We start from the raw sequence: 22253 nt of genomic DNA on the forward strand, positions 1-22253 counted from the left end.
CGCCTCGAAACCCCGTTTTTACCGTTTTTTGTATCGCTGTATTATACTATGAGTCAACCATTTATACACCCTTTCTATACCAATCGTCCAAGATTCGTATAAGCTTCCTATAAGCTACCTATAAGCTAACTACATTCATCCTCACACCCTTTTTTCATCAAAAACCCTCCCTCTTCTCTTTCGAACTTCTTCGTTTCCTTCCGAGCTCTCCAATCCCTCCTCTAACCTGTCCTACTCGTCTGAAAAACTCCGACCCGTCCATTCCCTTTGGTGGTATTATTGGTATTTCTGGTATTATTGGCATTTACCTCATTTCCTAATTTCCTCATTCTCTCATTTTCTAATTCTCTAATTTCCTCATTTTCTTTAAATTATTTTAAACTCAAAATTCTGTTCTCATATTCCTTGCACAATTCAAAAAAAGAAAGTACATTTGTAGCCGTTAATAACCCATAAAATTTCACATTATGCCCTATTTATTTTACATTTTATTCTTTTTTGCATTAGTATTTTTGCTATCTACTTTCTTCACCGTGCGCCAACAAACCGCCGTGTCAGTAGAACGTTTCGGTAAATTCGAAAGCATTCGTCATTCGGGTTTACAAATGAAAATACCTATCATCGATAAAGTAGCCGCTCGCATCAGCCTCAAAATCCAACAGCTCGATGTCATTGTCGAAACCAAAACTTTGGACGATGTATTCGTCAAAATCAAAGTATCAGTACAGTTCGTGGTGATCAAAGAAAAAGTATACGATGCCATTTACAAGCTCGAATACCCACACGACCAGATTACCAGCTATGTATTCGACGTAGTCCGCGCCGAAGTCCCTAAGATGAAACTCGACGATGTATTCGTTAAGAAAGACGATATCGCCATCGCCGTAAAACGCGAAGTACAAGAATCAATGGAAACTTACGGTTACGACATCATCAAAACCTTAGTAACCGATATCGACCCCGATGCCCAAGTAAAAGCCGCAATGAACCGTATCAATGCTGCTGAACGCGAAAAAGTAGCGGCTCAGTACGAAGGTGATGCACAACGCATCCTCATCGTCGAAAAAGCAAAAGCAGAAGCCGAAAGCAAACGTTTGCAAGGTCAAGGTATCGCCGACCAGCGTCGTGAAATTGCTCGCGGATTGGTAGAGAGTGTAGACGTATTGCATAAAGTAGGTATCAGCTCGCAAGAAGCTTCTGCGCTTATTGTAGTTACTCAACACTACGACACCTTGCAAGCCGTAGGTCAGCAAACCAATAGTAATCTTATCCTACTTCCTAACTCACCCGAAGCAGGTAGTGAGATGCTCAACAATATGATTACCTCCTTCACCGCTTCAGCTCAAGTAACCGAAACCTTGAAGAAAAAGAAAAACGACTAACTCACTGTTAAATAATATAGATTTTAAAAGCTATTCATTTTTTTGAATAGCTTTTTTTGTGATTATTGCTAAAATTACTACTTTTGCACTCTGTAATAACTTTTTGCGGTATACACATTGGTATACACTTTGCCAAAGTGTAGTAACGCTTGATTGAAGATTGAAAAAAAACAACTATGAAAATATCATATAACTGGTTAAAACAATATTTGAAGTTAGAAATGCCTGCTGAAGATACAGCGGTCATCCTTACTGATTTAGGCTTAGAAGTAGAAGGGATTGAACACTTCGAAAGCGTAAAAGGGGGACTCAAAGGGGTAGTGGTAGGTCACGTACTCGAATGCGAAAAACATCCTAACGCCGATAAACTTAAAATCACCAAAGTAGATGTAGGAGGCGAAGCTCCCTTGCAAATCGTTTGTGGAGCTCCTAACGTAGCACAAGGGCAGAAAGTACTTGTAGCTACTATTGGCACAGTACTCTACGACAAAGAAGGTAAGCCTTTCGAAATTAAGAAAGGTAAAATTCGTGGCGAAGAGAGTTACGGTATGATTTGCGCTGAAGACGAACTCGGCTTAGGCGAAAGTCACGATGGCATTATGGTGCTCGACGGTAAATGGGAAGTAGGTACCCCTGCCAGTAAGGTGTTTGAGGTAGAAACCGACGAAGTGTTCGAAATAGGACTGACTCCTAACCGCGCCGATGCAATGAGCCACTACGGCGTAGCACGCGACTTACGTGCAGGCTTGATGCAAAAAGGTATTTCATTAGAGCTGATCACTCCTTCTATTACAAAATTCCACGTCGATAACCGTTCACTTAAAATAGATATAGAGGTGCAGAACAAAAAACTCGTACCTCGCTATACCGGCGTTACCATTAGCAATGTACGCGTAGACGAATCGCCTAAATGGTTACAAAACAAACTCAAAGCCATAGGCATTACTCCTAAGAACAACGTAGTAGATGCTACAAACTACGTACTGCACGGAATGGGACAACCGATTCACGCTTTTGATGCCGACCATATTATTGGTCGCAAGGTGATTGTAAAGAATGCCGACGAAGGTACGAAGTTTAAAACCCTCGACGGAGTAGAACGCACCCTCAACGCTGAAGACATTATGATTTGTGATGCCGAAAAACCTCTCTGTATAGCAGGGGTATTAGGCGGTGAAAACTCTGGTATCACTCATTTTACTCGCAATGTATTTTTGGAAAGTGCTTATTTCGATGCTGTATCGGTGCGCAAAACAGCCAAACGTCACGGCATCAATACCGATGCTTCTTATCGCTTTGAGCGCGGTATTAATATAGAAGATTGTAAATACGCCCTAATGTATGCCGCAGTACTGATTGAAAATATTGCAGGAGGGGTTATATCATCCGATGTGATAGATTTTTATCCTAAAAAACAAGAAGATTTTCAGGTGTTTCTTACTTTTGAGAAAATAGATAAACTTATTGGCCAGAAGATTTCACGCGATACAATTAAGGCTATCTTACACTCTTTAGATATCAAAGTAAATTCGTTTACCGAACGTGGGTTAGGTTTGTCAGTCCCTTCGTACCGCGTAGATGTACAGCGTGAAGCCGATGTAATAGAGGAAATCCTTCGTATCTATGGCTACAACAATGTCATTTTCCCTGAAAAACTAAATGCTACAATGGCGCATTCTAACAAATACGACGACCACAATATACAAAATGTGGTAGCCGACCAGTTGGTAGCGCAAGGCTTCTTTGAGATAATGACCAACAGTCTTGTTTCAGAAAAAGAGATTACTACTTATGCCGGAAATCCAGAGCAAGCAGTAAAGCTCCTCAATCCTTTGAGTAGCGATTTGGGCTATATGCGTAAAAATCTAGTGTTTTCAGGCTTAGAAGTGATTGCTTATAATAACAACCGCAAACGCTCCGACTTGAAGTTGTTCGAGTTTGGCAAGAACTATCACTATATCGATGGTAATTATACAGAAAACAAGCATTTGGTGTTGTATCTCACAGGTAATACCCAACCTGAGTATTGGGGCGCTCCCGCTCAAAAAACCTCTTTCTTTGAGCTCAAAGGAGTGGTAGAATCTCTCTTCGAACGTCTCGGCTTGAAGGAAATCACTATTTTGCCTTTAGAAGCTAACGACACGTTGAGTAGTGAAGGGTTCCGTTGGCAAATAGGGGAGACCCTTTTAGGAACGATAGGAGTAGTAAAAAGTAAAGTGCTTAAAGATTTCGATATCAAACAAGAGGTGCTTGTAGCTGATTTGCATTGGGAAGTGATTTTAGAACAAGTACAAGACCATAAAGTGGTATACAAGGAAATCTCTAAATACCCCGAAGTACGTCGTGACTTAGCTCTTTTGCTCGATGAGAAAGTAACCTTTGCCGACCTTTACGAAAAGGCATACGCTACCGAGAAAAACCTATTAAAACACGTAAATCTTTTTGATGTGTACCAAGGCGACAAACTACCCGAAGGCAAGAAGAGCTATGCCCTCAGTTTTGTACTTCAGGACAATAATAAAACTCTTACCGATAAACAAATCGACAAAACGATGCAACACCTCCAAGACGCTTTTGAAAAGCAATTAGGAGCAGCATTAAGAGAGTAAAATAAATTTAGAACAAAAAATAAGACGGCGTAAAAAGCCGTCTTATTTTGTTATGCTCCTTAATAGTTTAGTTCTCAAATTAAGACTATTGTTATAGAACAAAATTAGAATTATTTTGTGATATTTGTAACAAATCACAACTTTTTCATAACTACTTATGTTACACTAATTTCTAAAACTAAATCTCATTAAAATATTGGTAATCAACAATAATATAGTGTCTATACCTCTTTTTTCTTACCTCCTATCTCTTATCTCTTATCTCTCATTTCTCATCTCTTATCTATCAGAGACTTTTGCAGTTTTAAAAAATAGTTGTACTTTTGCACCCGCTTTGGATAATTAAGTCCAAACCTCTAAGTCTTATGGACTGAAACAAGTAAACAAATAAACAAATATATAGTATTGTAAATTATGCCAACAATTTCACAATTAGTACGAAAAGGAAGGACCAGAATTACCAAGAAGAGTAAATCGGTTGCTTTGGATTCGTGCCCACAACGCCGAGGTGTATGTACACGTGTGTACACCACAACGCCTAAAAAGCCGAACTCTGCTATGCGTAAAGTAGCTCGTGTTCGCTTGACTAATGGCAATGAGGTGAACGCTTACATACCTGGTGAAGGTCACAACCTCCAAGAGCACTCGATAGTATTGGTACGAGGCGGAAGGGTAAAAGATTTACCAGGTGTTAGATACCACATTGTTCGTGGTGCTCTCGATACGGCTGGTGTAGCAGGTAGAACGCAACGCCGTTCTAAATACGGTGCGAAACGCCCTAAACCAGGACAAGCAGCTCCCGCCGACAAAAAGAAAAAGTAATTTAACACACAAAATCTTTTAACTGAAAAGAAATGAGAAAAAGACAGGCTAAAAAACGCCCCCTTTTACCAGACCCTAAGTTTAACGATCAATTGGTTACGCGTTTCGTGAATAACCTTATGTGGGACGGTAAAAAGTCAGTGGCTTTTAAAGTATTCTACGACGCAATTGATATCGTAGAACAAAAGAAGAATAACGACGAAAAGTCGGCATTAGATGTTTGGAAAGACGCTCTTAGCAATGTGATGCCTCACGTTGAGGTGCGTTCACGTCGCGTGGGTGGTGCTACCTTCCAAATTCCTATGCAAATCCGCCCAGACCGCAAAGTGTCTATGGCGATGAAATGGCTCATCGGTTTCGCTCGTAAACGCAATGAGAAATCAATGGCTCAGAAATTGGCTGCCGAAATTATCGCTGCCTCTAAAGAAGAAGGTGCTGCTGTGAAGAAAAAAATGGATACGCACCGTATGGCTGAAGCTAACAAAGCATTCTCACACTTTAGATTTTAATTAACACGATGAGTAGAGATTTAAAATATACAAGAAACATAGGTATTGCCGCGCATATCGATGCCGGTAAAACCACTACTACCGAGCGTATCCTTTTCTATACTGGTAAAACGCACAAAATCGGTGAAGTACACGATGGTGCTTCTACTATGGACTGGATGGAACAAGAAGCTGAGCGAGGAATCACTATCCAATCAGCTGCAACCACTTGTAAATGGAACTTCCCTACCGAAAATGGTAAACCTACCGCCGATGCTAAAGAGTATCACTTCAACATTATCGATACCCCAGGTCACGTGGATTTTACCGTTGAGGTAAACCGTTCTTTACGTGTACTCGACGGCTTAGTATTCCTTTTCTCTGCCGTTGATGGGGTAGAACCTCAATCGGAAACCAACTGGCGTTTGGCCGATAACTACAAAGTACCTCGTATTGGGTTTGTAAACAAAATGGACCGTCAAGGAGCTAACTTCCTCAACGTTTGCAACCAGGTAAAAGATATGCTCAAATCTAACGCTGTGCCTATCGTATTGCCTATCGGTGACGAGGCTGACTTTAAAGGCGTTGTAGATTTGATTAAAAACCGCGCCATCGTATGGCACGAAGAAAACTCAGGTTCTACTTTCGATATAGTAGAAATTCCTGCCGAGATGAAAGAGGATGTAGCCAAATACCGCGCTCAATTGATTGAAGAAGTAGCAGGCTATGACGAAGGATTACTTGAGAAATTTATGGAAGATGAAAGTTCAATTACTGAAGACGAAATCCACAAAGCATTGCGCTCTGCAGTAATGGATATGGCTATCATTCCTATGGTATGTGGCTCATCATTCAAAAACAAAGGAGTACAGTTTATGCTTGATGCTGTTTGCCGCTACTTGCCATCACCGCTTGACAAAGAAGCTATCGAGGGTACTAATCCTGAAACTGGAGAACCTGCCCTACGCAAACCAGCCGTTGATGCTCCTTTTGCAGCCTTGGCATTCAAAATCGCAACCGACCCTTATGTAGGACGTTTAGCATTCTTCCGTGCTTATTCTGGTCACCTCGATGCAGGTTCTTACGTGTTGAACACTCGTTCAAATAACAAAGAGCGTATCTCTCGTATCTACCAGATGCATGCTAATAAACAAAATCCTATCGAATACATCGAAGCTGGTGATATAGGGGCTGCAGTAGGTTTTAAAGATATCAAAACAGGTGATACTCTTTGCGATGAGAAATATCCTATCGTACTCGAAAGTATGGTATTCCCTGATCCAGTAATCGGTATCGCTGTAGAACCTAAAACAAAAGCCGACGTTGATAAATTAGGTATGGCTTTAGCTAAACTCGCTGAAGAAGACCCAACCTTCCAAGTGAAGACAGACCAAGCCTCTGGTCAAACTGTCATCTCTGGTATGGGTGAGTTGCACTTGGATATCATTGTAGACCGTCTCAAACGTGAGTTCAAAGTGGAAGTAAACCAAGGTGAACCTCAAGTAGAGTATAAAGAGGCTATCACTGCTAAAGCTGACCACCGCGAAGTTTACAAAAAACAAACAGGTGGACGTGGTAAATTTGCCGACATCGTATTCCGTATGGAACCAGCTGAAGAAGGCAAAGTGGGTCTTGAGTTCGTAAACGAAATCAAAGGTGGTAACATTCCTAAAGAGTATATCCCATCAGTTGAAAAAGGTTTCAAAGAAGCAATGAAGAATGGGCCTTTGGCAGGCTTCGAAATGGACGCGATGAAGATTGTTCTTATCGATGGTTCATTCCACCCTGTCGATTCAGACTCATTGTCATTCGAGTTGGCAGCCAAATTGGGGTACAAAGAAGCTGCTCGTGCTGCAAAAGCTGTATTGATGGAGCCTATTATGAAATTGGAAGTTATTACTCCAGAGGAAAATATGGGTGATATCGTAGGAGACTTGAACCGCCGTCGTGGTCAAGTAAACAATATGGACGACCGTAACGGTGCTAAAGTAATTAAAGCATTTGTTCCATTATCTGAAATGTTCGGTTATGTAACAGCGCTTCGCACTCTTTCATCAGGTCGTGCTACTTCTACAATGGAGTTCTCTCATTATGCTGAAACTCCTTCAAACATTGCAGACGAAGTAATTAAAAATGCCAGAGGCAACTAATTTATTGAAAAAATGGGTAATCAACAAAAAATAAGAATAAAGTTAAAATCTTACGACCATAACTTGGTAGATAAATCTGCTGAGAAAATCGTAAAAACAGTAAAAGCAACAGGTGCAGTAGTTACAGGTCCTATTCCATTACCTACACACAAGAAAATCTTTACTGTGTTGCGCTCACCTCACGTAAATAAAAAAGCACGTGAACAGTTCCAATTGAGCTCTCATAAGCGTCTTTTAGATATCTATAGCTCTTCATCAAAAACTATTGATGCTTTGATGAAATTGGAATTGCCAAGTGGTGTAGAAGTAGAAATCAAAGTTTGATAACTTTACTAAAATGTCCCGAAACTGTGGGTTAGGGAAAAACGGATAAAAATGATTCAGGGTTAAAAAGTCTCGGGCATTTTTTGACCCTGAAACATTATAATAATTGTCAATAATCAATTGTTAATTGTCAATTAAAAAAGAACTAATAACTAATTTAATATTTAATTTTATGTCTGGGTTAATCGGAAAAAAAGTAGGAATGACCAGCATTTTTGATGAGAACGGTAAAAATATACCTTGTACCATCATCGAAGCAGGTCCTTGCGTAGTTACCCAAGTCAGAACCAAAGAGGTTGATGGCTATGATGCTCTTCAACTTGGTTTCGATGACAAAGCAGAAAAACGTGCTACCAAAGCAGAGCTTGGTCACTTCAAAAAAGCAGGTACTTCTGTGAAGAGAAAAGTTGTTGAATTCCAAGGTTTTGAAGACAATTACAAATTAGGTGATACTATCACCGTCGATTTTTTCACCGAGGGAGAGTTTGTGGATATCACAGGCGTTTCTAAAGGTAAAGGTTTCCAAGGGGTAGTGCGTCGCCACGGTTTTGGCGGAGTAGGTCAAACTACTCACGGTCAGCATAACCGCCTCAGAGCACCAGGTTCAGTAGGTGCTTCGTCTTATCCCTCTCGCGTATTCAAAGGTATGCGTATGGCTGGGCGTATGGGAGCTGAAAAGGTAACAGTACAAAACTTGAAAGTATTGAAAGTGGTTACTGAGAAAAATCTTTTAGTAGTAAAAGGTTGTATTCCAGGTCACAAAAATGCTTACGTAACTATTCACAAATAATGGAAGTAGCAGTATTAAATATACAAGGAAAAGAAACAGGTAGAAAGGTAACCCTTTCTGATGCTGTGTTCGGTATTGAGCCTAATAATCACGTAGTATACTTAGATGTTAAACGCTATTTAGCTAACAAACGTCAAGGTACTCACAAGGCTAAAGAAAGAAACGAAGTGGCTGGAAGTACTCGCAAAATTAAAAAACAAAAAGGTACTGGTACAGCTCGTGCAGGTAGCGTAAAATCTCCTGTATTTGTGGGTGGTGGACGCATATTCGGTCCTCGTCCTAAAGACTATACACAAAAACTTACTAAAAACGTAAAACGCTTGGCTCGCCGTTCTGCCCTCAGCGCTAAACTACAAAACCAAGCCCTCGTTGTAGTTGAAGATTTAAATTTCGACGCTCCAAAAACTAAAGATTTTACCGCAGTTGTAAAATCTTTGGGCTTAGAAAATAAAAAATCACTTTTTGTGTTACCAAATACAAATAATAATGTATATTTGTCCTCTCGTAACGTACCTACTTCAAGTGTAGTAACCGCTTCAGAGTTAAACACTTATCAATTAGTGAATGCTTCAAACGTAGTACTTACTGAGAGCTCAGTAGCAGTTTTAGAGTCAATTTTAACAAAATAAGAAGGAAATGAGCGTATTAATTAAACCTGTAAATACAGAAAAAGCAAACGACAATAGCGAGTTGAGAAACTGCTATACGTTCGTAGTAGCTAAGGACGCTAACAAGATTCAAATCAAAAATGAAGTTGAAGCTACTTATGGCGTTAAAGTGAAATCCGTACGTACTCTTAACTACGGGCCTAAACGATCTACTCGTTATACAAAAACAGGCTTGCAAATCGCTAAAACTAACGCTGTTAAAAAAGCAGTTGTGCAAGTAGAAGATGGAACTATAGATTTTTATAGTAATATATAAGTATTTAACAAATAGACAAAAATGTCAGTTAGAAAATTAAAACCGATTACCCCCGGTCAGCGTTTTAGAGTAGTAAACGAATTCGACACCATTACTACTGATAAGCCGGAAAAGAGCTTGCTCGTTCCGTTGAAAAAGACCGGTGGTAGAAACAATCAAGGAAAAATGACCATGCGTTACATTGGTGGTGGTCATAAGAAAAAGTACCGTATTATCGACTTCAAACGAAACAAATTCGGCGTAGACGCCAAAGTAGTTTCTATCGAGTACGACCCAAACAGAACAGCGTTTATTGCTCTCGTTCAATACACCGACGGTGAAAAGCGTTACATCATCGCTCCCGCTGGTTTGAAGGTTGATCAAGTAATCGTTTCAGGTCAAGAAAACATCGCCCCTGAAATCGGTAACGCAATGCCGCTCTCTCAAATCCCTCTCGGTACTGTAATTTCTTGTATTGAATTGCGCCCTGGACAAGGAGCTAACATTGCTCGTTCTGCAGGAACTTTTGCTCAACTAATGGCAAAAGATGGTAAGTATGCTACTGTAAAGCTACCTTCAGGTGAGACACGTATGATCCTCCTCTCTTGCCTCGCAACCATAGGAGCCGTATCAAACTCTGATCACCAATTGGTACTTTCAGGTAAAGCAGGTCGCTCACGCTGGTTAGGACGTCGTCCTCGTACTCGTGCAGTAGTTATGAACCCTGTCGATCACCCAATGGGTGGTGGTGAAGGTCGTGCTACCGGTGGTCACCCACGCTCACGTAAAGGAATACCAGCGAAAGGTTATAGAACTCGTTCTAAAACCAAAGCAAGTAATAAGTATATTGTAGAACGCAGAAAAAAATAAAAGACTAACAAATGGCACGTTCATTAAAAAAAGGACCTTACGTTCACTATAGCTTGGAAAAGAAAATCCAACAAAATATACAGTCTGGTAAGAAAAACGTTATCAAAACTTGGTCACGCGCTTCTATGATTACACCAGACTTCGTTGGCCAAACTATTGCAGTTCACAACGGTCGTCAGTTTGTCCCTGTATATATCACTGAAAATATGGTGGGACATAAATTAGGAGAATTTTCACCTACTCGTTCCTTCCGTGGACACGCAGGTGCAAAAAATAAAGGTAAAAAATAATTAAGGCTATGGGAGTTAGAAAAAAATTAAGAGCAGACGAAATTAAAGAAGCTAAAAAAAGCTTGGCTTTCGCGAAGTTAAATAACTGCCCTACTTCTCCTCGAAAAATGCGCTTAGTAGCGGATTTAGTACGTGGACAGCAAGTAGACAAAGCCTTGGCTATTTTGAAATTCAACCAAAAAGAAGCAGCCGCTCGTTTAGAAAAATTGTTGCTTTCAGCTATCGCTAACTGGCAAGCTAAAAACGAGGACGCTAACTTGGAAGAAGCAGGAGTATTCATCAAAGAAATCCGTGTGGATGGTGGCGCTATCCTTAAACGCTTACGCCCAGCTCCACAAGGGAGAGCACACAGAATTAGAAAACGCTCTAACCACATAACTTTGGTGCTTGGAGCTAAAAATTTTAACACAGAAAGCTAAGATAAACTATGGGACAAAAGACAAATCCAATCGGAAATCGCCTAGGAATTATCAGAGGATGGGAGTCTAACTGGTATGGAGGCAATGATTACGGAGATAAACTCGCTGAAGACGATAAAATCAGAAAATATGTTCTCGCTCGTTTATCTAAAGCTAGTGTTGCTCACGTGATTATCGAACGTACTTTCAAACTTGTAACCGTTACTATCACCACCGCTCGCCCCGGTATCATCATCGGTAAAGGCGGTCAGGAGGTAGACAAGTTGAAAGAAGAACTTAAGAAAATCACCGGTAAAGACATCCAAATCAACATTTTTGAAATCAAACGCCCTGAGCTCGACGCAGCTCTCGTTGCAGCAAGCATTGCCCGTCAAATCGAAGGTCGTGTTTCTTACAAACGCGCTATCAAAATGGCAATTGCTTCAGCTATGCGTATGAACGCCGAAGGTATCAAGGTAATGATTTCAGGTCGTTTGAATGGAGCCGAAATGGCACGTTCCGAAAGCTTTAAAGAAGGTCGTATCCCTCTTTCAACCTTTAGAGCTGATATCGATTACGCTATTGACGAAGCTCACACTACTTATGGCCGTATGGGCATCAAAGTGTGGATTATGAAAGGCGAAATCTATGGTAAAAGAGAACTCTCCCCACTCGTAGGTATGACTAAAAAAGCCACTGGCGGAAATTTCTCTGGTAAATCAACTGACAAGCCTGCTGGTGCACCCAAAAGAGCGCGTCGCAAAAAGTAATTTTTAAAGAACAAGAAAGATGTTACAGCCAAAAAGAACGAAATATCGTAAACAACAAAAAGGCAGAATGAAAGGTGTAGCTCACCGCGGTGCGCTCCTTTCTAATGGTACTTTCGGAATTAAATCGTTAGATTCAGCATTCATCACTTCTCGCCAAATCGAGTCAGCTCGTGTAGCTGCTACCCGTTATATGAAACGTGAAGGTCAACTTTGGATCAAAATCTTCCCAGATAAACCTATTACCAAAAAGCCTTTGGAAGTACGTATGGGTAAAGGTAAAGGTGCCGTAGAATACTGGGCAGCCGTAGTAAAACCAGGAAGAATAATGTTTGAGGTAGGCGGTGTGCCGCTCGACGTAGCCAAAGAAGCGCTACGCCTCGCAGCTCAAAAGCTACCTGTGAAAACAAAATTCGTTGTAGCAAGAGATTATCAAAATTAATTAAAGAACAATGAAACAGTCTGAAATTAACAAATTGACAATAACTGAGCTACAAGAAAAGCTTGGTGAGTTTAAGAAATCGTATGCAGATTTGAAAATGGCACACGCAATTTCGTCATTGGAAAAACCAATTCAATTACGTAATGTAAGAAGAACTATCGCGAGATTGGCTTGTGAGCTAACTAAACGAGAATTACAATAATTCGAACCTGCCTTATGGAAAAAAGAAATTTAAGAAAAGAAAGAATAGGGGTTGTTACAAGCAACAAAATGGATAAATCTATCGTAGTTTCAGAAGTGAAACGTGTAAAACACCCTATGTATGGTAAGTTCGTGTTGCGCACTAAAAAATATGTTGCGCACGACGAAAAAAACGATTGCAACATTGGTGATACTGTGCGTATAATGGAAACACGTCCATTGAGCAAAACCAAATGTTGGAGATTAGTAGAAATCATTGAAAGAGCTAAGTAATTATGGTACAACAAGAATCAAGACTAAAAGTAGCCGATAATACTGGCGCTAAAGAAGTGCTAACAATCCGTGTACTCGGTGGTACTAAGCGCCGATACGCCTCTGTTGGCGATAAGATTGTAGTTACCGTCAAAGAAGCTACCCCTAACGGGAACGTTAAAAAAGGACAAGTTTCTACCGCGGTGGTTGTAAGAACTAAAAAAGAAGTACGCCGTGCCGATGGTTCTTATATCCGATTTGATGAAAACGCTTGCGTTCTCTTGAACGCAGCTGGTGAAATGAGAGGTACCCGTGTGTTCGGGCCTGTAGCGAGAGAACTTCGTGATAAACAATTTATGAAGATCGTTTCATTAGCACCAGAAGTGCTTTAATTTTTAACTAAAGTAAATGATGAAACTAAAAATTAAAACTGGAGATACCGTAAAAGTAATTGCTGGAGACGAAAAAGGTAAAGAAGGCAAAGTATTACGTGTAGATCGCGAGAAGAACAGAGCGATTATTGAGGGAGTTAACCTGGTGAAAAAGCACACCAAACCTAACGCTCAAAAACCTCAAGGTGGAATCGTAGAAAAAGAAGCATCTATTCACATTTCTAACCTCGCCCTCATCGACCCTAAAACGAAAAAAACTACTCGTGTAGGATTCGAAGTACGTGACGGTAAAAAAGTGCGAATTTCTAAAAAATCTAATGTAGTAATATAATATGGCTTACGTACCTAGATTAAAACAAGAATACAAAGAGCGCGTCATTGCGGCTCTAAAAGAAGAATTTGGCTATAAAAACGTAATGCAGGTTCCTAAACTTGAAAAAATAGTTGTGAGCCGCGGTGTTGGTTCAGCCGTAGCCGATAAAAAACAAATCGACTATGCTGTAGACGAACTTACCAAAATTACTGGTCAGAAAGCTGTTGCCACTTATTCTAAAAAGGACGTAGCTTCTTTCAAACTCCGTAAAGGTATGGCTATCGGTGCCAAAGTTACCCTTCGCGGCGAAAGAATGTATGAGTTCTTAGACCGTCTTATCACTACAGCTCTTCCTCGTGTAAGAGACTTTCAAGGCGTGAAAGCAAATGGCTTCGATGGTAGAGGTAACTACAACTTAGGCGTTACCGAACAAATCATATTCCCTGAGATCGACATCGATAAAATCAATAAGATTGCAGGTATGGATATTACCTTCGTTACTTCAGCTTACACTGATAAAGAAGCTAAATCATTATTAAGCGAATTAGGATTACCTTTTAAAAAGAACTAAGTATATGGCTAAAGAATCAATGAAAGCCCGCGAGGTGAAACGTCAAAAGTTAGTAGCTAAATATGCTGCTAAACGCAAAGCTCTAAAAGAAGCTGGTGATTATGAAGCACTTCAGCTAATCCCTAAAAATGCTTCTCCTGTCCGTCTGCATAACCGTTGCAAACTTACAGGACGCCCTAAAGGGTATATGCGCACTTTTGGAATTTCACGTGTGTTATTCCGCGAAATGGCAAACAAAGGATTAATTCCTGGTGTAAAAAAAGCAAGTTGGTAATAATTTAAAAGGACAAATTTATGTATACAGATCCTATCGCAGATTATTTAACAAGAATTAGAAATGCTAATAGCGCAGGTCATAGAGTTGTAGAAATTCCTGCATCTAAACTCAAAAAGGAAATTACTAAAATCCTTTTCGACCAAGGATTCATTCTTAGCTATAAATTTGATGACTCTACCGTTCAAGGTACTATCAAAATAGCTTTGAAATACGACAAAGTGACTAAAGAACCCGTTATTAGGCATATTGAAAGAGCCAGCCGCCCAGGTCTGAGAAAGTACGCTGGCGCTGATAACCTACCTCGCGTATTAAACGGATTGGGTATTGCTATCATCTCTACATCACAAGGCGTGATGACAGGTAAAAAAGCTAGAGAACTCAATATCGGTGGAGAGGTAATTTGTTACGTTTACTAATCAATAAAAAGACAATAAAGAATGTCAAGAATAGGTAAAGCACCCATCAATATTCCCGCAGGCGTTACCGTTACTATCAAAGATAACGTTGTAACCGTAAAGGGGAAGTTAGGCGAATTAACCCAAGAGGTTAAAGACATTGCTGTAAAGCAAGAAGATGGACATTTAGTGTTTGAAACTACAGATGCTACCAAAGACCAAAACGCTAAACACGGTTTATACCGTGCCTTAGTCCATAATATGGTTGTAGGTGTTTCTGAAGGATTCACTAAAGAATTAGAGTTAGTAGGGGTTGGATACCGTGCAGCTAACCAAGGACAAAAGTTAGATTTAGCCCTCGGTTTCTCTCATAACATCATTCTCGAATTGCCAAAAGAAATTAAACTCGAGACAATCAACGAGAAAGGTAAAAACCCTATCATTAAATTAACTTCTCACGACAAACAACTACTCGGTCAAGTAGCGGCTAAAATCCGTAGCTTCCGCAAACCTGAACCTTACAAAGGTAAAGGTGTGAAATTCGTAGGCGAAGAGTTGAGAAGAAAAGCAGGTAAATCAGCTTAATAGTTAGAACAATGGCATTATCAAGAATAGAAAGAAGACAACGTATTAAAAGCAGAATCAGAAAAGTAGTAAAAGGTACTGCTGAGCAACCTCGTTTGGCTGTTTTCAGAAGTAATAACGAAATCTATGTCCAAATCATAGACGATACTAAAGGAACTACTCTGTTGGCTGCATCTTCACGTGATAAAGAAATTAGTGCCGCCAAAGGTACTAAAACTGAAAAAGCAGCATTGGTCGGTAAAGCTATTGCTGAAAAAGCTTTAAAACAAGGTATCGAAAAAGTATCCTTCGATCGCGGGGGATATCTTTACCACGGACGTGTAAAATCATTAGCCGACGGTGCTAGAGAAGGCGGACTTAAATTCTAATAACTATGTATCAGAAATATAAAAATGTAGAATATGTAAAACCAAGTGGTTTGGAATTGAAAGACCGTTTGGTAGGAGTACAACGTGTTACTAAAGTAACTAAAGGTGGTCGCGCTTTCGGTTTCTCTGCTATCGTTGTAGTAGGCGACGAAAACGGCGTGGTTGGTCACGGTTTAGGAAAATCTAAAGAGGTTTCTGAAGCTATTGCTAAAGCAGTAGAAGACGCTAAGAAAAACTTAGTGCGTATCCCTCTTAACGGTACTACCTTGCCCCACGAACAAAAAGGAAAATACGGCGGAGCTCGTGTATTCTTACAACCAGCTACTGAGGGTACCGGAGTAATCGCAGGAGGTACAGTACGTGCTGTATTGGAATCAGTAGGTATTCATAACGTACTTTCTAAATCACAAGGTTCTTCTAACCCTCACAACGTGGTAAAAGCTACTTTCGATGCTTTATTGCAGTTGCGTAGCGCTAAAACTGTTGCTGCTCAACGTGGCATCTCTTTAGAAAAATTGTTTAAAGGTTAATTTTTTATAGCAATGGCAAAACTTAGAGTAACACAAATTAAAAGTAGCATCAAACGTCCAAAAGACCAAAAACTTACTCTCGAGGCTTTAGGACTTACCAAAATCGGTAGAACCGTGGAACACGAAGCTACACCAAGTATCCTTGGTATGATCAATAAGGTAAAACACTTAATTTCTGTAGAAGAAGTTAAATAATATTTTTATACAAAGTTATGAACTTAAGTAATTTACAACCCGCACAGGGTTCAATTCACAGAGAAGGGAAGCGCGTAGGTCGCGGTCAAGGTTCCGGTAAAGGTGGAACCGCTACCCGTGGTCACAAAGGAGCTAAATCTCGTTCAGGCTTTTCTAATAAGATTGGCTTCGAAGGTGGACAAATGCCCCTCCAAAGACGCGTACCAAAATTCGGTTTTAAAAACTTTAACCGTAAGGAATACGTAGGTATCAACTTGGGTAGACTACAAGAACTCGTTGATAATGGTAAAATTACTGATAAAGTAGACCTTGAAATCTTAGTTCAACTAAACCTCATTAAAAAAACTGACTTGGTGAAAATATTAGGTGGTGGAGAACTAAAATCTAAGCTAAAAATATCTGTTCATAAGTTTACAGCAAGTGCTAAAGTTGCTATCGAAGCAGCTGGTGGTGAAGCTGTAACCTTGTAATATTTAATTTATGAAGAAGTTTATCGAGAACCTGACCAACATTTGGAAAATTGAAGAGTTAAAAAATAGAATTATTTTAACTCTCGGAATTTTGTTAGTTTATCGCTTTGGAGCTCACATCGTCCTCCCTGGTATCGACTCCGCTCAACTCCACGAGTTAGCAACGAAAACCTCAGGTGGCGGATTGCTCGACATCCTCAACGCTTTTACAGGGGGCGCTTTCTCTAATGCCTCAGTATTCGCGCTCGGGATTATGCCCTACATCTCGGCTTCTATCGTAGTTCAGTTGATGGGAATCGCTATTCCTTATCTCCAAAAACTACAAAAAGAAGGTGAAAGCGGACGAAGAAAGATAAACCAAATCACTCGATGGCTTACTATTGCGATATGTATTGTACAAGCACCTGTATACTTATACGGTATCAATAGATTAGGAGTCCCTGATTCTGCCTTCCTTTTAGGTAAGGGACTCAATTTTATTGTTCCAGCAGTGCTTATCTTAGTAACAGGAACTATTTTTGCAATGTGGTTAGGTGAGAAAATCACCGATAAAGGAATAGGTAACGGTATCTCCCTCCTCATTATGGTAGGTATCATCGCCCGTCTGCCTCGCGCATTCTTGTCTGAAACAGCCTCTCGCCTTACTGGTAATGGAGGACCTCTATTGATTCTTATCGAAATAATTCTTTGGTTCGTAATCATTTTGCTTTGTATTTATCTAATCAAAGCAGTACGTCAAATCCCAGTACAGTATGCACGCAGAACAGCTGATGGTGGAACTACTAACGAGAGAAACATCTTCGGAGCTCGCCAATACATTCCTTTAAAAATTAATGCTGCAGGGGTAATGCCTATCATCTTCGCTCAAGCCTTGATGTTTATCCCAGCCACCGTAGCCGGACTATCACAGTCAGAATTTGCAAAAAGTGTTCAAGCAGCCTTCTCAAACGTCTTCGGATTTTGGTACAACTTGCTATTTGCAGCTATGATTATACTCTTTACGTATTTCTATACTGCAATCACAGTGCCTACAAACAAAATGGCTGATGACCTAAAACGCAGTGGAGGTTTCATACCAGGTATACGTCCAGGTAAAGAAACAGGCGACTATTTAGATAAAATTATGTCGCTTATCACTCTCCCAGGTTCTATATTTATAGCCTTGGTAGCAATATTCCCTTCTCTGCTTAAAATCATCGGAATGCAAGACCAATGGGCATTGTTCTACGGTGGTACCTCACTACTCATCTTAGTAGGGGTTGCAATTGATACTATGCAACAAGTAAATTCATATCTGCTCAATCGCCATTATGATGGTTTGATGAAAACAGGTAAAAACAGAAAAGTATCTTAATTAATATATGGCTAAACAGGCAGCAATTGAGCAAGACGGAACCATTGTAGAAGCTTTGTCTAACGCAATGTTCAGAGTTGAATTGGATAACGGTCACGTAGTGATTGCCCATATCTCAGGAAAAATGCGTATGCACTACATCAAGCTTCTTCCTGGTGATAAAGTAAAACTCGAAATGAGTCCTTACGACCTAAGTAAAGCTCGTATCACTTACCGTTATTAGTTAATTAAGAGAATTCTTCCAATATTTTGGTTGTCAATTTCTCACAGATATTTTCCTATTTTAGTAATATCTGTGAGAAATTATAATCATAAAAAAGAATTTTTTATTTGTAGTATTTTTAGTATAAAGCATTTGTATTCAGTATCTTGAATGTGGCTTTTTATGCTTAGAAATGAGTGAGCGGAATGTATAATTGCATTTTTGTGAGCTAAAAATGTGGCTATTACAAAAAAAAATTGTAGTTTTGCGCACTCTATTGATATAAACAAAACGAAATGAAAGTTAGAGCATCAATTAAAAAAAGAAGTTCAGAGTGCATCATTGTGCGCAGAAAAGGACGATTGTACGTAATTAACAAGAAAAATCCTAAATTTAAACAACGACAAGGATAATTATGGCACGAATTGCAGGTATTGACTTACCAAAAAACAAAAGAGGGGTTATTGGTTTAACCTACATTTTTGGTATTGGAAAAAGTAGAGCTAAAGAAATCTTAAGTAGAGCTCAAGTAAACGAAGACACAAAAGTAAGCGAATGGAATGATGACGAAATCACTCGTATTCGCGAAGTGGTTGCGTCTTATAAAATTGAAGGAGAATTGCGCTCCGAAATCCAATTGAACATCAAACGTTTGATGGACATCGGTTGTTATCGTGGAATCCGCCATCGTAACGGATTGCCTTTGCGCGGACAAAAAACTAAAAACAATTCTCGTACAAGAAAAGGTAAAAGAAAAACTGTTGCAAACAAGAAGAAAGCAACTAAATAATAAGTAGTAGAGTATGGCAAAACAAAATGCAAAGAATGCAAAAGTCTCTAAGAAGAGAAAAGTAGTGGTTGAGTCAGTAGGCGAAGCACACGTTTCAGCTACTTTTAACAATGTTATTATTTCTCTTACCAACAAAAAAGGAGACGTAATTGCGTGGTCATCAGCAGGAAAAATGGGCTTCAGAGGGTCTAAAAAGAACACTCCTTACGCTGCCCAAGTAGCCGCAGAAGATGCAGCTAAAGTAGCTTTTGACTCAGGTCTTAAAAAAGTAAAAGTATACGTGAAAGGACCGGGGAATGGTAGAGAATCTGCTATCCGTACTATTCATAATGCAGGTATAGAAGTAACCGAAATTATCGACGTTACTCCATTACCTCACAACGGATGTCGCCCTCCTAAAAAACGTAGAGTCTAATTTCAATACTAACAAGTAAGAAAGGTGAGTTGTTATCGAAGGAATGCCTTAATTCATAACTACCTTTCATTTAAACAATTTAAAATGGCAAGATATACAGGACCAAAAACAAAAATAGCTCGTAAATTTGGTGAAGCTATCTTCGGAGATGATAAATCTTTTGAAAGAAAAAACTATCCTCCCGGACAACACGGTTTGGCACGCCGTAGAGCAAAACGCTCTGAATATGCTATCCAGCTACAAGAAAAACAAAAAGCTAAATATACTTATGGTATTTTAGAAAAACAATTCCATAATCTATATGAAAAAGCAAAAAGAAGTAAAAGTATTACCGGTGAGGTGCTTCTTCAACTTTGCGAATCTCGTTTAGACAATGTAGTATACCGTATGGGCATTGCTCCTACTCGTAGTGCAGCCCGTCAATTGGTATCTCACCGTCACATCACTGTAAACGGAAATATTGTAAACATTCCGTCTTACTCTCTTAAACCAGGTGATGTAGTAGGCGTTCGCGAAAAATCAAAATCTTTAAGTGTGATCGAAAATTCATTGGCTGCTCACAGCACCGTATACGAATGGATCACTTGGAACCCTGAAAAATTAGAAGGTACTTTCGTAGCAGTACCTCAACGTATTCAGATTCCTGAAAATATTAAAGAACAGTTAATCGTAGAGTTGTACTCTAAATAATAATAAAGACAGCAGTCAAATTATGGCATTATTCAACTTCCAAAAACCAGATAAAGTTATAATGATTGAATCATCTGATTTCGAAGGACGATTTGAGTTTCGCCCTTTGGAACCAGGGTATGGTTTAACAATAGGTAACGCATTACGAAGAGTTATGCTTTCTTCGTTAGAAGGTTTTGCAATCACTTCTGTGAAATTTGATAAAGTAGGACACGAATTTTCTACTATATCAGGAGTAAGAGAAGATGTTACTGAAATTATTCTCAATTTGAAACAAATACGTTTTAAACGCCAGATTGAGGATATAGAAAACGAAACAGCAACTATTACTGTTTCTGGTAAAAGACAATTGACTGCCGGTGATTTTCAAAAAGCTCTTTCAGGTTTTCAAGTATTAAATACTGATTTGGTGATTTGCAATATGGATTCTTCAGCTTCTTTTACAATAGAGATTACTATTGAAAAAGGACGCGGTTATGTTTCGGCTGAGGAAAATGCAAAACCAAATGCACCGATAGGTGTAATTGCTACTGATGCAATTTTTACGCCTATTAAAAATGTGAAATATTCTATTGAAAATTATCGTGTTGAACAAAAAACAGACTACGAGAAGTTAGTCTTTGAAATTAAAACCGATGGGTCTATACACCCTAAACAAGCACTTACAGAAGCTGCAAAAACACTCATTCATCACTTTATGCTCTTCTCTGACGAGAGAATTACTTTAGAAGCTGATGAAATAGCACAAACTGATACTTATGATGAAGAATCATTGCATATGCGCCAGTTGCTAAAAACTAAGTTGGTGGATATGGACTTATCCGTTCGTGCACTCAATTGTTTGAAAGCTGCCGAAGTAGAAACATTAGGTGATTTGGTATCTTTCAATAAAGCCGATTTGATGAAGTTTAGAAACTTTGGAAAGAAATCATTAATTGAACTTGATGAGTTGGTAGTCAATAAAGGTTTAGTGTTTGGTATGGACACCTCGAAGTATAAATTGGATAAAGATTAACTCGCTCTTGCGATATTTTAATTAAGGAAAAATGAGACACGGAAATAAAATTAATCATTTAGGAAGAAAAACTGCTCACAGAAATTCAATGCTTGCCAATATGGCGAACTCACTGATTGAGCATAAACGTATTAACACTACTTTGGCAAAAGCAAAGGCTTTAAAATTATTTGTAGAGCCTTTGGTAACCAAATCTAAAGAAGATACCACTCACAACCGTCGTATCGCTTTTAGTAAATTGCGCAATAAATATGCTGTTACCGAGCTTTTCAAAGAAGTGGCTGTAAAGGTAGGCGACCGCCCAGGGGGATACACTCGTATCATTAAATTAGGAAACCGTTTGGGCGATAACGCTGAAATGGCTATGATTGAGTTTGTAGATTACAACACTACTTACAACGTAGCTAAAACCGCTAAGAAGAAAACTACCCGTCGTGGTAAAAAGAAAGCAACTGCTGAAGAAACTCCAGCTACAGCCGAAGTTAAACCAGAGGCTACTGCTGAAGCTACTGAATAATATTGCAGTTTATTAAGTTCGTAAATTATAAAAAAGGGCTTGCCGTCGGCAAGCCCTTTTTTATTGTGTAAGAATCTTTTTAAAGGCGTTTTTTAGTCTTTTATATAAAGTGTAGCTTACGCTACAGAAATCGTACAAATCTTTAAAAAATCAAACAAATGGGCAACAAGTTGCCTGAAAAAGTCAATAATACTAGAAATACTGATAATTAACTTTGCCAAAGAAGCGAGCGGCATAGGCAGGGGAAAAAATTAGAAAATGAGAAAATTTGGAAATTAGAGAATGAGAAAATGGGGGAATGGGGAGGTAACTTTTTGGAACATCAACTTTGCCAAAATTTCAAACTTTGGCAAAGTGCGTAGCGCAAAAGCGATGTGTTAGGATTGTTAGGAGGGTTCGGAAGGAAACGAAGAAGTTCGGAAGAAGTAGTTCAGATAAAAAGTAAAAAATGAGCTATAAGGAGGGTGGGGTTAGCTTATAGAGAGC

General features: G+C 39.4%; 34 protein-coding genes. All 34 read left to right on the forward strand.

The window, feature by feature from the left end; all coding sequences use genetic code 11:
• The first annotated feature begins 467 nt into the window (after positions 1 to 467).
• Positions 468 to 1382 carry an SPFH domain-containing protein gene (locus HMPREF9072_RS10080; protein ID WP_002675001.1) on the forward strand — a complete coding sequence of 305 codons (915 nt, stop codon included), beginning with the start codon at positions 468 to 470 and terminating at the stop codon, positions 1380 to 1382.
• Between the two features lie 176 nt (positions 1383 to 1558).
• The gene (gene pheT, locus HMPREF9072_RS10085; RefSeq protein WP_009411638.1) at positions 1559 to 3991 is read left to right on the forward strand and encodes a phenylalanine--tRNA ligase subunit beta; all 2433 of its coding nucleotides are present in this window, start codon (positions 1559 to 1561) and stop codon (positions 3989 to 3991) included.
• A gap of 414 nt (positions 3992 to 4405) precedes the next feature.
• On the forward strand, positions 4406 to 4813 hold the full coding sequence (gene rpsL, locus HMPREF9072_RS10090; protein WP_002675007.1) for a 30S ribosomal protein S12: 408 nt from the start codon (positions 4406 to 4408) through the stop codon (positions 4811 to 4813).
• A 32-nt stretch (positions 4814 to 4845) separates the two neighbouring features.
• Positions 4846 to 5322: a 30S ribosomal protein S7 gene (rpsG, locus tag HMPREF9072_RS10095; RefSeq protein WP_002675008.1), complete on the forward strand. Its 477-nt coding sequence runs from the start codon at positions 4846 to 4848 to the stop codon at positions 5320 to 5322.
• An 8-nt stretch (positions 5323 to 5330) separates the two neighbouring features.
• Positions 5331 to 7451: an elongation factor G gene (fusA, locus tag HMPREF9072_RS10100; RefSeq protein WP_009411640.1), complete on the forward strand. Its 2121-nt coding sequence runs from the start codon at positions 5331 to 5333 to the stop codon at positions 7449 to 7451.
• 12 nt (positions 7452 to 7463) lie between these two features.
• Positions 7464 to 7775 (forward strand): 30S ribosomal protein S10, encoded by a 312-nt coding sequence (gene rpsJ / locus HMPREF9072_RS10105; RefSeq protein WP_002675011.1) that lies wholly within the window; start codon positions 7464 to 7466, stop codon positions 7773 to 7775.
• Positions 7776 to 7947: 172 nt separating this feature from the next.
• Positions 7948 to 8565, forward strand: a complete 618-nt coding sequence (gene rplC / locus HMPREF9072_RS10110) for a 50S ribosomal protein L3 (RefSeq protein WP_009411641.1) — start codon at positions 7948 to 7950, stop codon at positions 8563 to 8565.
• Entirely contained in the window at positions 8565 to 9194 is a 630-nt protein-coding gene (gene rplD / locus HMPREF9072_RS10115) for a 50S ribosomal protein L4 (protein ID WP_009411642.1), read from the forward strand. The genes rplC and rplD overlap by 1 nt, the downstream gene beginning before the upstream one ends.
• Positions 9195 to 9201: 7 nt before the next feature.
• Positions 9202 to 9489 carry a 50S ribosomal protein L23 gene (rplW, locus tag HMPREF9072_RS10120; protein WP_002675014.1) on the forward strand — a complete coding sequence of 96 codons (288 nt, stop codon included), beginning with the start codon at positions 9202 to 9204 and terminating at the stop codon, positions 9487 to 9489.
• Between the two features lie 21 nt (positions 9490 to 9510).
• Positions 9511 to 10338, forward strand: a complete 828-nt coding sequence (gene rplB, locus HMPREF9072_RS10125; protein WP_009411643.1) for a 50S ribosomal protein L2 — start codon at positions 9511 to 9513, stop codon at positions 10336 to 10338.
• A gap of 11 nt (positions 10339 to 10349) precedes the next feature.
• Positions 10350 to 10628, forward strand: coding sequence for a 30S ribosomal protein S19 (gene rpsS, locus HMPREF9072_RS10130; RefSeq protein ID WP_002675018.1), 279 nt, complete (start codon positions 10350 to 10352; stop codon positions 10626 to 10628).
• 8 nt (positions 10629 to 10636) lie between these two features.
• Complete coding sequence (rplV, locus tag HMPREF9072_RS10135; RefSeq protein ID WP_002675020.1) at positions 10637 to 11047, forward strand: 50S ribosomal protein L22; 411 nt, start codon at positions 10637 to 10639, stop codon at positions 11045 to 11047.
• Positions 11048 to 11055: 8 nt separating this feature from the next.
• Positions 11056 to 11796 (forward strand): 30S ribosomal protein S3, encoded by a 741-nt coding sequence (rpsC, locus tag HMPREF9072_RS10140; RefSeq protein WP_002679516.1) that lies wholly within the window; start codon positions 11056 to 11058, stop codon positions 11794 to 11796.
• Positions 11797 to 11815: 19 nt separating this feature from the next.
• Positions 11816 to 12235 (forward strand): 50S ribosomal protein L16, encoded by a 420-nt coding sequence (rplP, locus tag HMPREF9072_RS10145; protein ID WP_002679503.1) that lies wholly within the window; start codon positions 11816 to 11818, stop codon positions 12233 to 12235.
• A 10-nt stretch (positions 12236 to 12245) separates the two neighbouring features.
• Entirely contained in the window at positions 12246 to 12437 is a 192-nt protein-coding gene (gene rpmC / locus HMPREF9072_RS10150) for a 50S ribosomal protein L29 (RefSeq protein WP_002675028.1), read from the forward strand.
• A gap of 14 nt (positions 12438 to 12451) precedes the next feature.
• Positions 12452 to 12709 (forward strand): 30S ribosomal protein S17, encoded by a 258-nt coding sequence (gene rpsQ / locus HMPREF9072_RS10155; RefSeq protein WP_002675041.1) that lies wholly within the window; start codon positions 12452 to 12454, stop codon positions 12707 to 12709.
• Positions 12710 to 12711: 2 nt separating this feature from the next.
• Positions 12712 to 13080, forward strand: coding sequence for a 50S ribosomal protein L14 (rplN, locus tag HMPREF9072_RS10160; RefSeq protein WP_002675043.1), 369 nt, complete (start codon positions 12712 to 12714; stop codon positions 13078 to 13080).
• A gap of 16 nt (positions 13081 to 13096) precedes the next feature.
• Entirely contained in the window at positions 13097 to 13411 is a 315-nt protein-coding gene (gene rplX, locus HMPREF9072_RS10165; RefSeq protein ID WP_002675045.1) for a 50S ribosomal protein L24, read from the forward strand.
• 1 nt (position 13412) lies between these two features.
• Complete coding sequence (gene rplE / locus HMPREF9072_RS10170; protein ID WP_009411644.1) at positions 13413 to 13964, forward strand: 50S ribosomal protein L5; 552 nt, start codon at positions 13413 to 13415, stop codon at positions 13962 to 13964.
• Positions 13965 to 13968: 4 nt separating this feature from the next.
• Complete coding sequence (rpsN, locus tag HMPREF9072_RS10175) at positions 13969 to 14238, forward strand: 30S ribosomal protein S14 (RefSeq protein ID WP_002675050.1); 270 nt, start codon at positions 13969 to 13971, stop codon at positions 14236 to 14238.
• A gap of 20 nt (positions 14239 to 14258) precedes the next feature.
• Positions 14259 to 14657 carry a 30S ribosomal protein S8 gene (gene rpsH / locus HMPREF9072_RS10180; RefSeq protein ID WP_002675052.1) on the forward strand — a complete coding sequence of 133 codons (399 nt, stop codon included), beginning with the start codon at positions 14259 to 14261 and terminating at the stop codon, positions 14655 to 14657.
• A gap of 21 nt (positions 14658 to 14678) precedes the next feature.
• Positions 14679 to 15221: a 50S ribosomal protein L6 gene (gene rplF, locus HMPREF9072_RS10185; protein ID WP_009411645.1), complete on the forward strand. Its 543-nt coding sequence runs from the start codon at positions 14679 to 14681 to the stop codon at positions 15219 to 15221.
• Positions 15222 to 15232: 11 nt separating this feature from the next.
• The gene (gene rplR / locus HMPREF9072_RS10190; protein WP_002679484.1) at positions 15233 to 15589 is read left to right on the forward strand and encodes a 50S ribosomal protein L18; all 357 of its coding nucleotides are present in this window, start codon (positions 15233 to 15235) and stop codon (positions 15587 to 15589) included.
• 5 nt (positions 15590 to 15594) lie between these two features.
• A complete protein-coding gene (gene rpsE / locus HMPREF9072_RS10195; protein ID WP_002675058.1) occupies positions 15595 to 16119 on the forward strand; it encodes a 30S ribosomal protein S5 in 525 nt (174 codons plus the stop codon).
• A gap of 12 nt (positions 16120 to 16131) precedes the next feature.
• Positions 16132 to 16314, forward strand: a complete 183-nt coding sequence (rpmD, locus tag HMPREF9072_RS10200) for a 50S ribosomal protein L30 (protein WP_002675060.1) — start codon at positions 16132 to 16134, stop codon at positions 16312 to 16314.
• 17 nt (positions 16315 to 16331) lie between these two features.
• Positions 16332 to 16784 (forward strand): 50S ribosomal protein L15, encoded by a 453-nt coding sequence (gene rplO, locus HMPREF9072_RS10205; RefSeq protein WP_009411646.1) that lies wholly within the window; start codon positions 16332 to 16334, stop codon positions 16782 to 16784.
• A gap of 10 nt (positions 16785 to 16794) precedes the next feature.
• Positions 16795 to 18138 carry a preprotein translocase subunit SecY gene (gene secY / locus HMPREF9072_RS10210; RefSeq protein WP_002675064.1) on the forward strand — a complete coding sequence of 448 codons (1344 nt, stop codon included), beginning with the start codon at positions 16795 to 16797 and terminating at the stop codon, positions 18136 to 18138.
• A gap of 7 nt (positions 18139 to 18145) precedes the next feature.
• A complete protein-coding gene (gene infA, locus HMPREF9072_RS10215; protein WP_002675066.1) occupies positions 18146 to 18361 on the forward strand; it encodes a translation initiation factor IF-1 in 216 nt (71 codons plus the stop codon).
• A gap of 275 nt (positions 18362 to 18636) precedes the next feature.
• On the forward strand, positions 18637 to 18753 hold the full coding sequence (ykgO, locus tag HMPREF9072_RS12200) for a type B 50S ribosomal protein L36 (protein WP_002676536.1): 117 nt from the start codon (positions 18637 to 18639) through the stop codon (positions 18751 to 18753).
• A 2-nt stretch (positions 18754 to 18755) separates the two neighbouring features.
• A complete protein-coding gene (gene rpsM / locus HMPREF9072_RS10220; protein WP_002675068.1) occupies positions 18756 to 19130 on the forward strand; it encodes a 30S ribosomal protein S13 in 375 nt (124 codons plus the stop codon).
• Positions 19131 to 19143: 13 nt separating this feature from the next.
• Positions 19144 to 19545, forward strand: a complete 402-nt coding sequence (gene rpsK / locus HMPREF9072_RS10225; protein WP_002675071.1) for a 30S ribosomal protein S11 — start codon at positions 19144 to 19146, stop codon at positions 19543 to 19545.
• 84 nt (positions 19546 to 19629) lie between these two features.
• Positions 19630 to 20235 carry a 30S ribosomal protein S4 gene (gene rpsD / locus HMPREF9072_RS10230; RefSeq protein WP_009411647.1) on the forward strand — a complete coding sequence of 202 codons (606 nt, stop codon included), beginning with the start codon at positions 19630 to 19632 and terminating at the stop codon, positions 20233 to 20235.
• Positions 20236 to 20257: 22 nt separating this feature from the next.
• Positions 20258 to 21250 carry a DNA-directed RNA polymerase subunit alpha gene (locus HMPREF9072_RS10235; RefSeq protein ID WP_009411648.1) on the forward strand — a complete coding sequence of 331 codons (993 nt, stop codon included), beginning with the start codon at positions 20258 to 20260 and terminating at the stop codon, positions 21248 to 21250.
• A gap of 31 nt (positions 21251 to 21281) precedes the next feature.
• Positions 21282 to 21767: a 50S ribosomal protein L17 gene (gene rplQ / locus HMPREF9072_RS10240; RefSeq protein WP_009411649.1), complete on the forward strand. Its 486-nt coding sequence runs from the start codon at positions 21282 to 21284 to the stop codon at positions 21765 to 21767.
• Positions 21768 to 22253: the final 486 nt, after the last annotated feature.

The sequence above is a fragment of the Capnocytophaga sp. oral taxon 324 str. F0483 genome, assembly GCF_000318315.2.
GTDB classification, from domain to species: domain Bacteria; phylum Bacteroidota; class Bacteroidia; order Flavobacteriales; family Flavobacteriaceae; genus Capnocytophaga; species Capnocytophaga ochracea.

What these genes read in the sequence shown, in the direction of transcription:
- HMPREF9072_RS10080 (WP_002675001.1), top strand. Translation starts at nt 468, where the DNA reads ATGCCCTATTTATTTTACATTTTATTCTTTTTTGCATTAGTATTTTTG.
- pheT (WP_009411638.1), top strand. Translation starts at nt 1,559, where the DNA reads ATGAAAATATCATATAACTGGTTAAAACAATATTTGAAGTTAGAAATG.
- rpsL (WP_002675007.1), top strand. Translation starts at nt 4,406, where the DNA reads ATGCCAACAATTTCACAATTAGTACGAAAAGGAAGGACCAGAATTACC.
- rpsG (WP_002675008.1), top strand. Translation starts at nt 4,846, where the DNA reads ATGAGAAAAAGACAGGCTAAAAAACGCCCCCTTTTACCAGACCCTAAG.
- fusA (WP_009411640.1), top strand. Translation starts at nt 5,331, where the DNA reads ATGAGTAGAGATTTAAAATATACAAGAAACATAGGTATTGCCGCGCAT.
- rpsJ (WP_002675011.1), top strand. Translation starts at nt 7,464, where the DNA reads ATGGGTAATCAACAAAAAATAAGAATAAAGTTAAAATCTTACGACCAT.
- rplC (WP_009411641.1), top strand. Translation starts at nt 7,948, where the DNA reads ATGTCTGGGTTAATCGGAAAAAAAGTAGGAATGACCAGCATTTTTGAT.
- rplD (WP_009411642.1), top strand. Translation starts at nt 8,565, where the DNA reads ATGGAAGTAGCAGTATTAAATATACAAGGAAAAGAAACAGGTAGAAAG.
- rplW (WP_002675014.1), top strand. Translation starts at nt 9,202, where the DNA reads ATGAGCGTATTAATTAAACCTGTAAATACAGAAAAAGCAAACGACAAT.
- rplB (WP_009411643.1), top strand. Translation starts at nt 9,511, where the DNA reads ATGTCAGTTAGAAAATTAAAACCGATTACCCCCGGTCAGCGTTTTAGA.
- rpsS (WP_002675018.1), top strand. Translation starts at nt 10,350, where the DNA reads ATGGCACGTTCATTAAAAAAAGGACCTTACGTTCACTATAGCTTGGAA.
- rplV (WP_002675020.1), top strand. Translation starts at nt 10,637, where the DNA reads ATGGGAGTTAGAAAAAAATTAAGAGCAGACGAAATTAAAGAAGCTAAA.
- rpsC (WP_002679516.1), top strand. Translation starts at nt 11,056, where the DNA reads ATGGGACAAAAGACAAATCCAATCGGAAATCGCCTAGGAATTATCAGA.
- rplP (WP_002679503.1), top strand. Translation starts at nt 11,816, where the DNA reads ATGTTACAGCCAAAAAGAACGAAATATCGTAAACAACAAAAAGGCAGA.
- rpmC (WP_002675028.1), top strand. Translation starts at nt 12,246, where the DNA reads ATGAAACAGTCTGAAATTAACAAATTGACAATAACTGAGCTACAAGAA.
- rpsQ (WP_002675041.1), top strand. Translation starts at nt 12,452, where the DNA reads ATGGAAAAAAGAAATTTAAGAAAAGAAAGAATAGGGGTTGTTACAAGC.
- rplN (WP_002675043.1), top strand. Translation starts at nt 12,712, where the DNA reads ATGGTACAACAAGAATCAAGACTAAAAGTAGCCGATAATACTGGCGCT.
- rplX (WP_002675045.1), top strand. Translation starts at nt 13,097, where the DNA reads ATGATGAAACTAAAAATTAAAACTGGAGATACCGTAAAAGTAATTGCT.
- rplE (WP_009411644.1), top strand. Translation starts at nt 13,413, where the DNA reads ATGGCTTACGTACCTAGATTAAAACAAGAATACAAAGAGCGCGTCATT.
- rpsN (WP_002675050.1), top strand. Translation starts at nt 13,969, where the DNA reads ATGGCTAAAGAATCAATGAAAGCCCGCGAGGTGAAACGTCAAAAGTTA.
- rpsH (WP_002675052.1), top strand. Translation starts at nt 14,259, where the DNA reads ATGTATACAGATCCTATCGCAGATTATTTAACAAGAATTAGAAATGCT.
- rplF (WP_009411645.1), top strand. Translation starts at nt 14,679, where the DNA reads ATGTCAAGAATAGGTAAAGCACCCATCAATATTCCCGCAGGCGTTACC.
- rplR (WP_002679484.1), top strand. Translation starts at nt 15,233, where the DNA reads ATGGCATTATCAAGAATAGAAAGAAGACAACGTATTAAAAGCAGAATC.
- rpsE (WP_002675058.1), top strand. Translation starts at nt 15,595, where the DNA reads ATGTATCAGAAATATAAAAATGTAGAATATGTAAAACCAAGTGGTTTG.
- rpmD (WP_002675060.1), top strand. Translation starts at nt 16,132, where the DNA reads ATGGCAAAACTTAGAGTAACACAAATTAAAAGTAGCATCAAACGTCCA.
- rplO (WP_009411646.1), top strand. Translation starts at nt 16,332, where the DNA reads ATGAACTTAAGTAATTTACAACCCGCACAGGGTTCAATTCACAGAGAA.
- secY (WP_002675064.1), top strand. Translation starts at nt 16,795, where the DNA reads ATGAAGAAGTTTATCGAGAACCTGACCAACATTTGGAAAATTGAAGAG.
- infA (WP_002675066.1), top strand. Translation starts at nt 18,146, where the DNA reads ATGGCTAAACAGGCAGCAATTGAGCAAGACGGAACCATTGTAGAAGCT.
- ykgO (WP_002676536.1), top strand. Translation starts at nt 18,637, where the DNA reads ATGAAAGTTAGAGCATCAATTAAAAAAAGAAGTTCAGAGTGCATCATT.
- rpsM (WP_002675068.1), top strand. Translation starts at nt 18,756, where the DNA reads ATGGCACGAATTGCAGGTATTGACTTACCAAAAAACAAAAGAGGGGTT.
- rpsK (WP_002675071.1), top strand. Translation starts at nt 19,144, where the DNA reads ATGGCAAAACAAAATGCAAAGAATGCAAAAGTCTCTAAGAAGAGAAAA.
- rpsD (WP_009411647.1), top strand. Translation starts at nt 19,630, where the DNA reads ATGGCAAGATATACAGGACCAAAAACAAAAATAGCTCGTAAATTTGGT.
- HMPREF9072_RS10235 (WP_009411648.1), top strand. Translation starts at nt 20,258, where the DNA reads ATGGCATTATTCAACTTCCAAAAACCAGATAAAGTTATAATGATTGAA.
- rplQ (WP_009411649.1), top strand. Translation starts at nt 21,282, where the DNA reads ATGAGACACGGAAATAAAATTAATCATTTAGGAAGAAAAACTGCTCAC.